The organism is Variovorax ureilyticus, assembly GCF_037889935.1.
Lineage (GTDB): Bacteria > Pseudomonadota > Gammaproteobacteria > Burkholderiales > Burkholderiaceae_C > Variovorax > Variovorax ureilyticus.
In genome coordinates this window covers 440,550-454,387 of the sequence record NZ_JBBKZU010000001.1, presented here as the reverse complement: position 1 = coordinate 454,387, position 13,838 = coordinate 440,550, and the positions used below count along the sequence as shown (strand labels likewise).

10 protein-coding genes are annotated in these 13,838 nt (G+C 67.4%); 6 read left to right on the top strand and 4 right to left on the bottom strand.

The window, feature by feature from the left end:
- Positions 1-34 precede the first annotated feature (34 nt).
- The 5 genes from WKW77_RS02210 to WKW77_RS02190 all read left to right on the top strand — a co-directional run bounded on the left by WKW77_RS02210 (position 35) and on the right by WKW77_RS02190 (position 6,293).
- Positions 35-1,516 (top strand): efflux transporter outer membrane subunit, encoded by a 1,482-nt coding sequence (locus tag WKW77_RS02210; protein ID WP_340355179.1) that lies wholly within the window; start codon positions 35-37, stop codon positions 1,514-1,516.
- Between the two features lie 869 nt (positions 1,517-2,385).
- A complete protein-coding gene (locus WKW77_RS02205) occupies positions 2,386-3,855 on the top strand; it encodes a cobyric acid synthase (RefSeq protein WP_340355178.1) in 1,470 nt (489 codons plus the stop codon).
- On the top strand, positions 3,852-4,895 hold the full coding sequence (cobT, locus tag WKW77_RS02200) for a nicotinate-nucleotide--dimethylbenzimidazole phosphoribosyltransferase (protein ID WP_340355177.1): 1,044 nt from the start codon (positions 3,852-3,854) through the stop codon (positions 4,893-4,895). The genes WKW77_RS02205 and cobT overlap by 4 nt, the downstream gene beginning before the upstream one ends.
- Positions 4,896-4,950: 55 nt before the next feature.
- Positions 4,951-5,748: an adenosylcobinamide-GDP ribazoletransferase gene (locus WKW77_RS02195; protein WP_340355176.1), complete on the top strand. Its 798-nt coding sequence runs from the start codon at positions 4,951-4,953 to the stop codon at positions 5,746-5,748.
- A complete protein-coding gene (locus tag WKW77_RS02190) occupies positions 5,745-6,293 on the top strand; it encodes a histidine phosphatase family protein (RefSeq protein WP_340355175.1) in 549 nt (182 codons plus the stop codon). Before WKW77_RS02195 ends, WKW77_RS02190 begins: the two co-directional genes overlap by 4 nt.
- 1 nt (position 6,294) lies before the next feature.
- On the opposite strand, the gene WKW77_RS02185 is transcribed toward WKW77_RS02190, so the two are convergent.
- The gene (locus WKW77_RS02185) at positions 6,295-7,149 is read right to left on the bottom strand and encodes an Ivy family c-type lysozyme inhibitor (protein WP_340355174.1); all 855 of its coding nucleotides are present in this window, start codon (positions 7,147-7,149) and stop codon (positions 6,295-6,297) included.
- A gap of 61 nt (positions 7,150-7,210) precedes the next feature.
- Positions 7,211-7,849 carry an endonuclease III gene (nth, locus tag WKW77_RS02180; RefSeq protein ID WP_340355173.1) on the bottom strand — a complete coding sequence of 213 codons (639 nt, stop codon included), beginning with the start codon at positions 7,847-7,849 and terminating at the stop codon, positions 7,211-7,213.
- A gap of 78 nt (positions 7,850-7,927) precedes the next feature.
- On the opposite strand from nth, the gene WKW77_RS02175 reads away from it, so the two are divergent.
- Entirely contained in the window at positions 7,928-9,115 is a 1,188-nt protein-coding gene (locus WKW77_RS02175; RefSeq protein WP_340355172.1) for an aminotransferase-like domain-containing protein, read from the top strand.
- 21 nt (positions 9,116-9,136) lie between these two features.
- Here WKW77_RS02175 and WKW77_RS02170 read toward each other — a convergent pair whose 3' ends face one another.
- The gene (locus tag WKW77_RS02170; RefSeq protein WP_340355171.1) at positions 9,137-11,335 is read right to left on the bottom strand and encodes an Ig-like domain-containing protein; all 2,199 of its coding nucleotides are present in this window, start codon (positions 11,333-11,335) and stop codon (positions 9,137-9,139) included.
- Positions 11,336-11,538: 203 nt separating this feature from the next.
- Entirely contained in the window at positions 11,539-13,836 is a 2,298-nt protein-coding gene (locus tag WKW77_RS02165; protein WP_340355170.1) for a patatin-like phospholipase family protein, read from the bottom strand.
- Positions 13,837-13,838 lie beyond the last annotated feature (2 nt).

Here is a 13,838-nt window from a genome sequence, read left to right as displayed (position 1 = left end):
AGCCAACTTTTGTGAATCGAGAAGAAAGCTGATCATGAAGAACGAAACACAAGCCAAGGTGCGGCCGTGGCGGGCCGTGTTGCTGCCGCTGGTGGCGGCGCTGGTGCTGGCCGGTTGCGCGACCGCGAAGGTGGAGGCACCGACCTTCGAGGCACCTGCGCAGTTCAAGGAGCAGGCTGCTGCCGCACCGAGCGACGGCACATGGACGCGCGCACGGCCGGCCGAGGCGCAGCCGCGCGGCGAATGGTGGCGCGCTTTCAACGATCCGGTGCTGGACAAGCTGATCGAGCGTGCCGATGCGCGCAACACGAACATCCAGGCCGCGGCCGCGCGGCTGGCCGAAGCGCGTGCGCTGGCCCGCAGCGCCGACGCCGACCGCTCGCCGCAGGTAGGCGTGGTTGCCGGCGGCGTGCGCAGCGCCGGGCTGGACCGCAACCTGAGCCCCAAGCCGTCGACATTGCTGCAGGCGGGCGTCGCGGCTTCCTATGAGCTCGACCTGTTCGGCAAGCTGTCGAAGGCCAGCGAGGCGGCGCAACTCGATGCCGATGCGCGCGAAGGCCTGCTGCAGAGCACGCGGCTCCTGGTCGAGTCGGAGACGGCGCAGACCTACCTGCAGCTCCGCGCGGTCGATGCCGAGCGGGCGCTGGTGCGCGACACGGTCGAGGCCTACCGCGACACGCTGAAGCTGACGCAGAGCCGGCAGCGAGCGGGCGATGTGGCCGACCTGGACGTGGCGCGCGTGGAGACGGAGGTGGCATCGACGGAATCGGATGCGCTGACGCTCGACCGCCGCCGCGCCGAACTGGAGCATGCGCTCGCGGTGCTGGCAGGCGATGCGGCTTCGGATTTCGGGGTGAACACGGATGAGTGGGCGACCGCGTTGCCGACGATCCCGGCGGGTGTCCCGGCGACTGTGTTGACGCGGCGGCCGGACATCTCGGCGGCGCAGAAGTCGGTGATGGCAGCGCAGGCGCGCGTCGGCGTGGCGCAGACCGCGTGGTTCCCGGACATCTCGTTGACGGCGGGCGGCGGCTATGCGTCGCAGGACTTGAGCGACTTGTTCAAGTGGTCGGCGAAGTCATGGGGCATCGGTGCGCTGTTGAACCTGCCGATCTTCGATGGCGGCCGTCGGGAGGCTGGAGTCCAAAGCGCTTCGGCACAGCTCGACGGCGCGCTGGCGAACTACAGGACCCAGGTGCTGGTTGCGTTCAAGGAGGTGGAGGACCAGCTTTCTTCGCTGCGCATCCTGGAGCAGCAGGCGGACGTGCAGTCGAAAGCGGTGACCTCGGCCAGCAGGGCCACGAGCCTGTCCGATTCACGGTATCGCAACGGCATGGTGAGCCAGCTCGATCTGCTCGATGCGCGGCGGCAGGAACTCGCCAATCGCAGGCAGGCGCTGCAGGTGCGGTCTGCGCAGTACCAGGCGACCGTGGGGCTGATTCGGGCGCTCGGGGGGAGCTGGGACGTGAAGGTTGCCGCTTTTTCCTCGGATGGTCAGAGGGTCGCTGCGCGTTAGATAGGTCGCTTGGTCGAGAGCGGGGTGGCGGTGGCGGGCGGTGCGCCCTTGGGCGGCCGACGTCACCGGCCGCTTCGCGGCTTCCCTGCGCTGCTCGCGGCACGCGGGGTCCGCGTGAAACTCGCTTCGCTCAAACACACGCGGCCCTTTATCCGCGTGCCGCTGCGCTGCTCGGCGGTGCCTCAACGGCCGCCCAAGGGCACACCGCCCGCCACCGCGGAGACGGTAGGGGAGAACTGTCCACTGCCATCGGCCTGGTCTGGGTATGAACTGCGACGTCGTAGACGAGCAGGCTGGTCGCACACAACGGAGCCCGGGTGGTGGTGCGGGGCCGGGGGCGCCTCTACGCCGCCGAGGAGCGCAGCCTTTCGCGGATCAGGGCTCGCGCTGTCTGAGCGAAGCGAGTTTGCGCGAGACCCCGCGAGAGGCGAGCACCGCAGGGCAGCCGCGAAGCGGCCGGCGTAGTGAAGCCCCCGGCCCCGCACCACCACCCGGGCGGGCCCCCAGGGGAAGCGACGCTAAAGAATGGTCCCCGAAAACCCCCCGGAATCCGCCAACCGCCGCAGCGCATTGGCCCCCACAGCCAGTGCACTCGAGTAGCTGCTCTGCGCCAGGGTCGCAGACCGGATCTTGCGATAGTGAATCGCCTCTGTCTCGTCGCTGCTCACAGCCTCCAGAAGAACCCAATAGAAGTGATTCGCCTCGCGCTCTTCTATCGTGAGCGCAATTTCTCGTAGTGAGGCCATCCGCCTTATTCCCTTCGTTTGCAGTTCATCTGAAGCTAACGGCGAATTAGATGAAAGGTTTTACATCGCCAGAACGAGGCGCTCGGAACCGTGATGGACTTCACGTAAAGGACAATCACCCCCATGACTCCCAATGTGGTGAATCCGCGAGCGCGCTGCGTGATGGTCCTCGGCACGACCAGCGGCGCCGGCAAGAGCTGGATCGCGACGGCGTTGTGCCGTTGGTATGCGCGCCAGGGCTTGAAGGTCGCGCCGTTCAAGGCGCAGAACATGAGCAACAACGCGCGTGTCGTCGCCGGTGGCGAGATCGGCAGCGCGCAGTACTTCCAGTCGCTCGCTGCGCGTGCCGAGCCCGATGTGCGCATGAACCCGCTGTTGCTCAAGCCCGAGCGCGATACCCATAGCCAGGTGGTTCTGATGGGGCAGGTCAGCCACGAGCTTTCGTCGCTGCCCTGGCGCGGACGAAGCGAGCGCGTGTGGCCGCAGATCGCGCAGGCGCTCGATGAGCTTCGCGCCGAGAACGACGTCGTCGTCATCGAAGGCGCAGGGTCGCCGGCTGAAATCAACTTGATGGCCAGCGACATCGTCAACCTGCGCGTGGCCCGGCACGCGAATGCGCGCTGCCTGCTCGTCACCGACATCGATCGCGGAGGCGCCTTCGCGCATCTCTACGGCACCTGGGCGCTGATGCCCCCGGAGGATCGCGCATTGATCGCCGGCTTCGTGCTCAACAAATTCCGGGGCGATGCCTCGCTGCTCGCGCCCGCACCCCGGCAACTGCAGGAACTGACCGGCGTTCCGACCGTCGCGACGCTGCCGATGTGGTGGCAGCACGGCCTGCCGGAAGAAGACGGCGTGTTCGACGACCGCAGCGTGGCGAGCGGCGAAGTCACGCGGACGATTGCGGTGATCGCCTATCCGCGCATCAGCAACCTCGACGAATTCCAGCCGCTCAAGAACATCGCCGGCGTTCGCCTGCGCTGGGCCCGCAGCCCGGCCGACGTGGCGGGCGCGGACTGGGTCATCCTGCCCGGCTCGAAGAACACCAGCGGCGATCTCGCATGGCTGCGCGCCCAGGCGCTGGATCGCGCGGTGGCTGCACACGCGGCGCGCGGCGGCGCGGTGCTCGGCGTGTGCGGCGGGCTGCAGATGCTGGGCGAGGCGCTCATCGACCCGCATGGCGTCGACGGCAATGGACCGGGGCTCGGCCTGCTGCCGGTGGTCACCGTGTTCGCCACCGACAAGACCGTGCGGCACCGCGAGGCGCGCTTCGCGCAGGTGAACGGGCCGTGGTCCGCGCTCTCCGGCGTCACCGTGCACGGCTACGAAATCCATCATGGCCAGACGGCCGAACACAGCGCGATGGCCGCGGCCGGCGATCGCGCCGCTGCCGTCATGGCAGACGATCTCGCGTGGCAGAACGGCAAGGGCAACGTGCTCGGCCTGTACCTGCACGGGCTCTTCGAAGACCCCGCCGTGCTCAACGCACTTTTCGGCGTGGAAGCACGCACGCTCGATGCGGTGTTCGACGCCCTCGCGGATCACATCGAATCCAACTTTGAACCGGGCGTGCTGCGCTCGCTCATCCAATGACGCTTGAACTTCCCGACATCGACAGCATCGACGACCCGGCGCTCGCTGCGCGGCTCCAGCACGCGATCGACAACAAGACCAAGCCGGTCGGCGCGCTGGGACGGCTCGAGGGGCTCGCCTTGCGTCTCGGCACGATTCTCGGCACCACCGCGCCCACGCTCGAGTCGCCGCAGATGCTCGTTTGCGCCGGCGACCATGGGTTGGCGGCCCGTGGCGTCTCGGCCTATCCGAGCGACGTGACCTGGCAGATGGTCGAGAACTTCCTCGCGGGCGGTGCGGCGGTGAGTGTCCTGGCGCGCCAGCATGGCCTCAAGCTGACAGTGGTCGATTGCGGCGTCCGGCATGCGTTCGCGCCGCGCGACGGCCTGCTCGTGCGCAAGATCGCGCCGGGTACGGCCGATGCGTCGGTCGGTCCGGCGATGAGCCTGGCGCAATGCGAGGAAGCGGTCGGGAACGGCGTGGCGCTCATGCGCGAGATGCCGGGCAACGTGGTGCTGCTCGGCGAAATGGGCATCGGCAATTCGTCGGCCGCGGCGATGCTGCTGGCGCGCCTGTCAGGTCAGGACATCGATGCCTGCACCGGCGCCGGCACCGGACTGGATGCGGCCGGGCGAGCCCACAAGCGCAAGGTGCTGCGCGGCGTGCTCGAACTGCATGCGGACGCAACGCATCCGTTGGCGGCGCTCGCTGCGTTCGGCGGCTTCGAAATCGCGACGCTCGTCGGCGCTGTGCTGCAGGCATCGCGCGAGCGGCGCGTGATCGTGCTCGACGGCTTCATCGCCAGCGCCGCGGTGCTCGTCGCGCAGGCGCTGCGGCCGAACGTGCTGCAGCGATGCGTGGCGGCGCACGAGTCGGCTGAACCCGGCCATCGACTGCTGTTGCACTACCTGTCGCTGCAGCCGCTGTTGCAGCTCGACCTGCGCCTCGGCGAAGGCTCCGGCGCGGCGCTTGCGTGGCCGCTGCTGGAGTCCGCCTGCCGCATCCTGCGCGAGATGGCGAGCTTCGAATCGGCAGGTGTCTCGCGGCAGGATTCGCCATGAGCCCCCGGGCCGCCCCTGTGCGAATACCGCAGCGCGGCGGCGCAGAGGTTTCCCAATGAACGGCGTGCGCCACTTCCTCCTGGCGCTGCAGTTCTTCACCCGCGTGCCGGTCACGGGTCCGCTGGCCGCTTGGGTGGGGTTCAGCCCCGCGATGCTGCGCGCGAGCGCGGCGCATTTTCCCGGCGTCGGATGGCTGGTCGGCGCGGTCGGCGCGGGCGTGTTCTATCTCGCCAGCGCCGGCTTGGCGGGATTGGCGGGCGCGCTCGTCGCGGCGGCGTTGTCGACGATCGCAACGGTGCTGATGACCGGTGCCTTCCACGAGGACGGACTCGCGGATGTCGCGGACGGCCTCGGCGGGTCGGCAGACCGCACGCGGGCGCTGGAGATCATGAAAGACTCGCGCATCGGTGCCTTCGGCGCAATCGCACTGGTGCTGGCGCTGGGGCTCAAGGCGGTGCTGCTGGCGGCCTTGGCCGAAGAGGGCGCGCTGCGCGTCGTCGTCGCGCTCGTGTGCGCCCATGTGCTCTCCCGCCTCGCGCCGCTGTTCCTGATCCGCTGGCTGCCCTACGTTGGCGACGAGAACGCGGCGAGCAAGTCGAAGCCGCTGGCCGATGCGATCGACAACGGCGCCATGCGGGTCGGCGTGGCCTGGTCACTGCCGGCGATGGCGTGGCTTGTCATGACGTTCGGTATCGCCCGCGGCCTCGCACCTGTGCTTCTCGGCGCGATGGCCGCGCTCTTCATGGCGCGGTTGCTTCATCGGCGGCTTCGCGGATTCACTGGTGACGGCCTCGGCGCGACGCAGCAAGTCTGCGAACTGGCGATCTATCTCGCGCTGGCCTGGCACACATGAAGCTCCTGCTCGTCCGCCATGCGCGAACGACCGCGGTCGAGGGCTTCTGCTATGGGCGAACGGATGTTTCCGTGCTGCCCGAAGTCACACGCGCGGTCGCGGAAAGCGTGGCGCCACTGCTGCCTGTCGCGGCGTCGCTCACCTGTTCGCCGCTCTCGCGTTGTGCTGATCTTGCGAGGACCCTCATCGAACTGCGGCCCGATCTCGGCATGTCGACCGATCCGCGCATCGCCGAGATGGATCTGGGCGATTGGGAAACGCAGCTCTGGTCCGCCATCGACCGCGCGGAACTCGACGCCTGGACCCGCGACTTCGCGGACACGCGCGCGGGCCGCAGCGGTGAAAGCACGCGGCAGTTCCTGCTGCGCGTCGGCGAGGCCTTCGATGCATGGCGCGCTGCTGGCCGCGATGCGGTCTGGATCACGCATGCGGGCGTGATCCGCGCCGCATGGCTGCTTCGCGATGGCGTCCGCGCCATCGAGCGTTCCGACCAGTGGCCGGGCCATCCGATCGCCTTTGGCGAGTGCGTGACGATCGAGCTTTGAGCTAGCGCGACTTGCGGAACTCGCCCTGCCAAAGGCGCCGGAGGTCGGCGACCATCTGCGGTGGCGGATTGCCGACCAGCGTGTCGCCGTTGAGGCGGTGGACCAACGCATAGATGCGCGATTCGGACGGGTTGTAGAGCTGCACCACGTTGTAGTCGTAGCAGTCGTGCGCCTTGCAGAAGGAGTTCAGCACGTAGCGGGTTCCGTCGACGGTGACCCAGCGTGGCTCGGGGGCCGGGCCGTCCATCTCGGCGAGCCAGGGTTCGCGCGCGGCGCTGCCGAGGGTCGCACGCCATGTCCGCTTGAAGCGCGGATCGGCAACGATCGTCAACGGACTTCCGCCGGGCGGCGTGGCCTGCGGCGGAGGAGGCGGCATCGTCGGGCGGGCGGTCGATGACGGTGGCGACGGTGGCGACAGCGGGGCGCCACCGGCCATCGCAGCGCCATCGCACTGCCGATAGCGCCGTCCGGTCAGCGAAGGCCCGAGCACAGCGCGCACGTTGGGGGCGCCGTCGAGCTCGACATAGTTGCCCCCGCGATCGCGATACACCATGAACATCAGTTCCGCCATGCCGCGCACCTGGCTCTGGAGCGCAACCTGGAAGCCCCTCGGCGGCGATTGACCGAAGAAGCTGTAGGAGGCCTGGGGATCGGTGCCGGTCATCCGCTGGTTGCCCGACTCGACGACGAGCGCATCGGCGGTCACGCGCAGCTTGGCCGATGTCGGATTGCCGCAGGCCATCGAATAGGTCCCGCCGAATTGCGCGAGGGTGTCGGCGTTGAGCCGCTCGCGCGCCCATCCTGCGGCGTGCGATGCGAGCGCGCAAAGCAGCAGGAGCCGGATGGTGGACCGCATGGCCCAAGATCATCCGTTGCGCGAATCGAAGCCGCAAGAGGGGCGGCCCGGTCTTGGGTCTTCAGGGCGCGGGCGTCTTCGGCTTGTAGTCACAGTAAGGTGACACTGCGCACTGCCAGCATTGCGGCTTGCGGGCCACGCAGGTGTAGCGGCCATGCAGGATCAGCCAGTGGTGCGCATGCAGCCGGTATTTCTCGGGGACGCGCTTCTCGAGCTTCAGCTCCACTTCCAGCGGCGTCTTGCCGGGCGCGAGGCCGGTGCGGTTGCCGACGCGGAAGATGTGCGTGTCGACCGCCATCGTCGGCTCGCCGAAGGCGACGTTGAGCACCACGTTGGCCGTCTTGCGGCCCACGCCCGGAAGGGCTTCGAGCTCGGCGCGCGTCCTCGGCACTTCGCCGCGGTGCCGTTCGACCAGCATGCGGGCTGCTTCGACGAGATGCTTCGCCTTGCTGCGGTACAGGCCGATGGTCTTGATGTAGTCCTCCAGCCCCTCGACGCCCAGGTCGACGATGGCCTGCGGCGTGTTGGCGACCGGGAAGAGCTTGCGCGTCGCCTTGTTCACGCCCACGTCGGTCGCCTGCGCCGACAGCAGCACCGCGGCGAGCAGCTCGAAGGGCGTGCTGTATTCGAGCTCGGTCTCGGGCGTGGGATTCGCGGCCTCCAGCGTGGCGAAGAAGGGTTCTACGTCGGCTTTCTTCATGGTGGCCGGGAGTTTAGGGCGGCCGCGCACGGCTGCGACAATCGACGCTCTCCGCCAATCTCCGACAAGAAGGCTCCCATGCAATTCGCCTCCCGCCTCGACAACGTCGAAACCTCCGCCATCCGCGAACTCTTCAAGCTGCTCGGCAAGCCCGGCATCATCAGCTTTGCGGGCGGCTTTCCGGACAGCGCGATGTTCGATGTCGAAGGGCTGAAGGAAGCCAGTGCCAAGGCCCTCGCGGAGGAACCGGGCGGCGCGCTGCAATACGGCGCCACCGAGGGCTACGAGCCGCTGCGCACGCAACTCAGCGCCTTCATGAAGACCAAGGGCGTCGATGTCGAACCCGGCGGCCTGATCGTCACCACCGGGAGCCAGCAGGCGCTCGACCTGATCGGCAAGACGCTGGTCTCGCCCGGCGACAAGGTGATCGTCGAGGGGCCGACCTTCCTCGCGACCATCCAGTGCTTCCGCCTCTATGGTGCGCAACTGATCAGCGCGCCGGTCGACGCCGACGGCGTGAAGACCGACGAGCTCGAAGCGCTCATCGCCGAGCACAAGCCCAAGTTCGTCTACCTGATCCCGACCTTCGGCAACCCGAGCGGCGCAATGCTGAGCCTTGCGCGCCGCAGGAAGGTGCTCGAGATGGCGGTGAAGCACGGCACGGTGATCGTCGAGGACGATCCCTACGGCGATCTCTATTTCGACAAGGCGCCGCCGCCGTCGCTGATGTCGCTCACGAAGGAAGTGCCCGGCAGCCGCGAGCTCGTCGTGCATTGCGGCAGCCTCAGCAAGGTGCTGAGCCCGGGCCTTCGCATCGGCTGGATGATCGGCGACGCCGAACTGCTGGCCAAGGCGACGATGTGCAAGCAGTTCAGCGATGCGCACACCAGCACCTTCGCGCAGGCGACGGCGGCGCAGTACCTCAAGAGCGGCCGCATGCCGGCGACGCTCGCCCACGTGCGCAAGGTCTATGCGGAGCGCGCCGAGGCCATGGGCGCGGCGCTGCGCAAGGAGCTTGGCGATGCGATCAGCTTCGCGCAGCCGGGCGGGGGCCTTTTCTTCTGGGCGCGTCTGACCGGCGCCAACGGCAAGGTGGCGGATGCCAATGAACTCGCCAGGCGAGCGATCGAGAAGCTGGTGGCCTTCGTGCCGGGCGCGCCGTTCTATGCCGAGAAGCCCGACGCTGCGACGCTGCGCCTGAGCTTCGCGACGGCGAACGTCGAGAAGATCCAGGAAGGAATCGCCCGCCTCGGCGCGGCGCTCTGAGGCGCCGCGATCGCGGCGGCTTCAGGGCAGGAAGTTCAGCGACTCCGGCAACGGCAGGCTGGCCGGCATTTCGAACAGCGCGCCGGCGCCGTCCGGGTCGATGACCTGTGCGCCGTCCGTGGCGAAGAACAGCGCGATCTGCGTCTGCGCTGCGACCGCCAACGGCGCGGCCGCCGGGATGCCGATGTTGGTCAGGAAGGTGTGCGGGTTCTTGGGAATGGCCCCTCCGGTCGCGGCATAGGCGAGATCGTTGCGGAAATACAGGGCGCGGTCCGCCAGTGCTCCGGCGCGCAGGAGCGCGGTGCTGGTCGGATTCGGAACGGTCTGGTCTCCCTTCGCGAACTGGACGATCACCGGCTTGGACGCGTTTCCGTGCAGCGGCTGCCGGCGGATGTACGGCGCATACGACACCGGGTTGCCGGTTTGCTGGACCCATTCGTTGTGCTCCAGGACCTCCTGGATCGCAGTGGCGCCGGGCACGTTGTTCACCAGCGGCGGCAGGTCGCGCAGCGGAATGTTCTCGTTGAAGTTCAGGTTGAAGGGCACCGGCACGCCCGGCGTGGGCGGCAGGTTCAGCAACTGCGGTTGGCGCGTGGCCAGTGCGGCGGCCGTGAGGAAGCGGAAGCCGCCCAGCCGCGCTACTTCCGTGATGGAGCCGCCCGGCACGTTGGGGACGCCGGCCCGCACGGCGCCTTCGACCCCGAGGAAGATCGTTCCGTAGATCCCGCCGAAGGATTGGCCGGCGTAGTAGATGCGTGTCCTGTCGATGTCGACCGAGCCGTCCCCGTCGACGTCGATCCCGGCCTGGATCTGGCGCACGAGCTGCATCAGGTCGATCACCGTCTGCCGCAGCCCGTCCCGGCTGGAGACGATCGTCACCGGACCGACCGCGCTGACGCCCTCGGTCGAGTCGATCGTGCCGTTGCCGTCCTGATCGAAGCCGCGGCCACCCGATGGCACGGTGATCGGCGCTCCGGCGCTCGGCATCACGCTGAGCGTGCCCAGCGGCCCGCCGCCATGGCCGACGACACTGATCGCCATCGTCGCGATGCCTCGCGAGGCGAAGGTCGAGGCCACGGTCCACGGTGCGCCATACATGCTGTCGGTGAACCCATGTCCGAAGATCGCCACGGGCCAACCCCCCGCGGGTCGGGCACCGCTCGGCAGGAAGACCTCCACGACCAGGTCGTTGCTCGACTGCGGAAGCGGCTGTCCGGTCAGGGTCCCGGTCGCAGGAATGACCCGTGCCGCGTTCTCGTAGTCGGGCGAGCGGAATCGTCCGAAGGCGATGCGTCCCACGGCTCCCGGAAAGACGCCCAGCGCCTGCAGCGGGACATTGGAAGTGGTGAACGCGGGCGCCGTTCCGGTCTGTTGCTTCCACTGGAGCGCGGCGAGGTTTGCCACGGTGAACACCGCGCGCTCCGTGCCGCCGTTGCCGATCATGAAGTTCACCGGGTCCGGGTCGGACCGCCTGATCTGTTCGCGGATCTTCAACAGGTCGGCGCTGATGCTCTGCGTGGTGAACACGCTCAGCGCCACGGCGCGATGCCGGCTCGGCCGGATCGTGCGGTCCGCGTCCTGCAGTGCGCCGACATAGTCCGTGATGTCACGGTCCTGCATCTCCGGGCGACCCGTTCCCTGGCGAAGCTGGCCGAATCGGCCGGCATCGATCGGATCGCCGGCCTTGTCGCGGATGCCATTGGTGATGACGAGCGCGTAACGCGTGTGTTCCTGCAGCAGCTCGTCGGATTCGACCACGAGCGTCTTGCCGGCGACGTCCCAGGCCACCTGGTTGATGCCCACCTTCTGCCCGAATCCCGCGCCCGAGAGCGTGTCGCCGAGATTCACGAGGTACAGCGTGTCGCTGCTGACCGTGGACAGGTCGATGTCGCCGGTGAACGGCACGGTGATGCGCGGCTGCGTGTTGAAGCCGTCGAGCGTGTTGATGACGTCGATGTCTGCGCACTCGGACACCATCACGGCGCAGTCCGGCTTTGGAAGATTCACGCGCCTGAACGTGTTCTGGGTCCAGTCCGGCCGGGTGAACCGGTTGCTCGGGAACGGGCTCGTCGCCGGGCTGGAGAAGTCCAGCTTCACGCTGACGCCGGCTGCCATGGCGACGACCGGCGCTGCGATCAGGACAGCGAGCGTGGTCAGGCGTTGCGTGAACCGGTGGATGGGGCGGGCGTGTTCCGACCGGGCCTTGTGTCGATCCTGCATGGAGTCTCCTCTTGATTGTTGGGATTCGAGGCAGCGGGGAAGGCTTGGGCGCGAGTCGGCTGCAAGGGCTCGCCGACGGCTTTATATCGGCTCGTCAGTCCCCCGACCAGCTAGGGTTAGTCTGCTGCCGGGCGCGCGCGCGGTGCCGTACCGTGCGCGCCCTGAAGGAGGCAACGATGAAGGGCGCCGCTACACCGAGCCCGTCAGAACTGGTTGCCCACCTGGAGATAGACGTTGTGCGTGCCGCCCGGAGCGGCGGCGACACCGAGATAGAGCGGGCCCAGCGGCGTTGTCGCGCCGAGAAACGCACTCGTGCTGGTTCGCCACGGTCCCTGTCCAAAATCGCTGCGCCTGTTCCAGACGTTGCCAGCCTCCAGGCTGGTGCCGGCAAAGAGGCTTCTGACGGCCCCCGAGTTGAAACGTTTCAGTTGCGCAAGATAGGTGAGACGACCGTACATGACGTACTGCCCGCTGAATTGGTCCTGCGCATACGCTGCGAGGTGTTGGAAGCCGCCCAGACTGAAAGGGAAGGCCGTCGTCCCGGTCTTGCCGAACAGGCCACCTGCTTCAAACGCCGCATTCAGACTGTGCCGGCCGATGCTCTCCGCCCACAGCGTGCGAATGCGAGCCGTGTTGTATTTGCCCTCGGTCTGATCCAGCGCCATTTCCGTGTACCCGTTGACGTAGTACCCGTGCCGCGGGAACAGTGCGTCGTCGAGCTGATCGATCTCGACTTCCACGCGGCCCACCGTCTGCGAAGTCGAGAATGTCCGCTGGACAGAGGAAGCAGCGTCGTCCGCCGCGTAGAGCTCTGGTGCCATCAGTGACGCGTACGACGTATTCACCCGGGCAACACCCGCCCGTACTTCACCCAGTTTCCCCAACGGCAATCCGGCATTCAACCCCGCCCGCATTTCCCGCTGCTGGAATTTGGCGATGGGCAGCGTGTCCGACACGCTGTCGTTGTAGATATCCGCCTGATTGCGTTTGAACGATGCGAACGGCGCCAGATAGAGGCCATCCACGGAAAAGACCGGCTGCCGCAGCTCGGTGCGAAGCATCAGGTCGCGGCTGCCGAGGACCACGTCGTTGTGCCATGCGAGTCCGCCTTGCGTGATCCACGGCATGCGGTGTCCGACGCGCAGTGTGAATGCGCCTTCGCCGCCGAAGTTGCTGGAGACGCCGAGGCCGAACAACAGGAAGTTGGGGCCCCAGCTCTTCGAGTTCGCCGTGACCTGCAGCACGCGGTCGCCATCCGGTCCCGTCAATGTATGCGAGACGCTTTCAAAGTCGTTCGCGCTGTTCAGCATGGCGAGGTCGCGGTCGATTTGTACGGGGTCGTACACGTCGCCAGGCTTTGCGCGCAGGACCTCTTTCACCCGTTTGGCGGGAACGTTCCCGTTCGTCGCGATCTCGACGCGATCGATCTTCGTGCCATTCGGCAAATATGCGTGCTCGTTGCGGCTGGCGTGATACTCCGACCACGCATCGGGAGCCAGAGAAAGCGCGCTGATTTGCGCCTGCGCACGCTGGATTGCCGCGGCCCCTGCCGCAATGCTCTTGCCCGACTCTGCGAAGTCCGTGAATGCAATACCCGAGAGATCAGGCTGCAGCAGGACGTCCGATACGCCGAGCTGGTCTTTCTGGCGCCGTGCGTTCTGATTGATCAGCACGCCGATCATCTGTTGCGTGATGCTCGCCATCGACGTCAGTTCGTCAGCGCTCTTGAGCGGAGTACCGATATCGATCGCAATCACGACCTGGGCCCCCATCTGCCTCGCGACGTCGATGGGCAAGTTGTTGACGATGCCGCCATCGACGAGTGTGCGCTGATCCATTACGACGGGGGAAAACAATCCTGGCACCGCCATGCTGGCCCGCATGGCCAGCGGCAGCGAACCCTCGCGAAGCACAACCATGCTGCCGGTTTCGATGTCCGTGGCAACCGCCCTGAACGGCACCGGCAGATCATCGAAGCTGACGTCGCCGGGAAGCCGGCTCGTGTGCTTCTGCAGGAGTGCGAGCAGCCGATTGCCCTGAACCAGACCGCCTGCCGAGTGAACTCCATCGCGGCCAAACCCGAGCGGCAAACCGATCGGGTAGTCCAGATTGTCTTTGCGGACCATTTGCGGCTGTTCGGAGCGTGCTTCTCGATCGAACGCAACGTCGGTCAGGTCGATGCCGCTCAACGTCTTCTCCAGTTCCGCGGCCGAGATGCCGCTCGCGTACAGACCGCCGATGATCGCGCCCATGCTCGTTCCCGCGATGCAATCGATCGGTACACGCAACGCTTCGAGTTCTTTCAAGACGCCGATGTGCGCATAACCACGCGCGCCGCCGCCGGACAGCGCGAGGCAGATTCGCGGACGTGTGCCCGTCGCGTTGGCCACGGTCGGATTGGCCGGCGGCCGGACTGTCTGGATCCCCTCGTCAGCGAAAGCAGCGCCCGCCGGCATGCCGGTCGCGACAAGCGCCACGGCGCAGAAAAGCCTTCGCCACATGC

What these genes read in the sequence shown, in the direction of transcription:
- WKW77_RS02210 (WP_340355179.1), top strand. Translation starts at nt 35, where the DNA reads ATGAAGAACGAAACACAAGCCAAGGTGCGGCCGTGGCGGGCCGTGTTG.
- WKW77_RS02205 (WP_340355178.1), top strand. Translation starts at nt 2,386, where the DNA reads ATGACTCCCAATGTGGTGAATCCGCGAGCGCGCTGCGTGATGGTCCTC.
- cobT (WP_340355177.1), top strand. Translation starts at nt 3,852, where the DNA reads ATGACGCTTGAACTTCCCGACATCGACAGCATCGACGACCCGGCGCTC.
- WKW77_RS02195 (WP_340355176.1), top strand. Translation starts at nt 4,951, where the DNA reads ATGAACGGCGTGCGCCACTTCCTCCTGGCGCTGCAGTTCTTCACCCGC.
- WKW77_RS02190 (WP_340355175.1), top strand. Translation starts at nt 5,745, where the DNA reads ATGAAGCTCCTGCTCGTCCGCCATGCGCGAACGACCGCGGTCGAGGGC.
- WKW77_RS02185 (WP_340355174.1), bottom strand. Translation starts at nt 7,149, where the DNA reads ATGCGGTCCACCATCCGGCTCCTGCTGCTTTGCGCGCTCGCATCGCAC.
- nth (WP_340355173.1), bottom strand. Translation starts at nt 7,849, where the DNA reads ATGAAGAAAGCCGACGTAGAACCCTTCTTCGCCACGCTGGAGGCCGCG.
- WKW77_RS02175 (WP_340355172.1), top strand. Translation starts at nt 7,928, where the DNA reads ATGCAATTCGCCTCCCGCCTCGACAACGTCGAAACCTCCGCCATCCGC.
- WKW77_RS02170 (WP_340355171.1), bottom strand. Translation starts at nt 11,335, where the DNA reads ATGCAGGATCGACACAAGGCCCGGTCGGAACACGCCCGCCCCATCCAC.
- WKW77_RS02165 (WP_340355170.1), bottom strand. Translation starts at nt 13,836, where the DNA reads ATGTGGCGAAGGCTTTTCTGCGCCGTGGCGCTTGTCGCGACCGGCATG.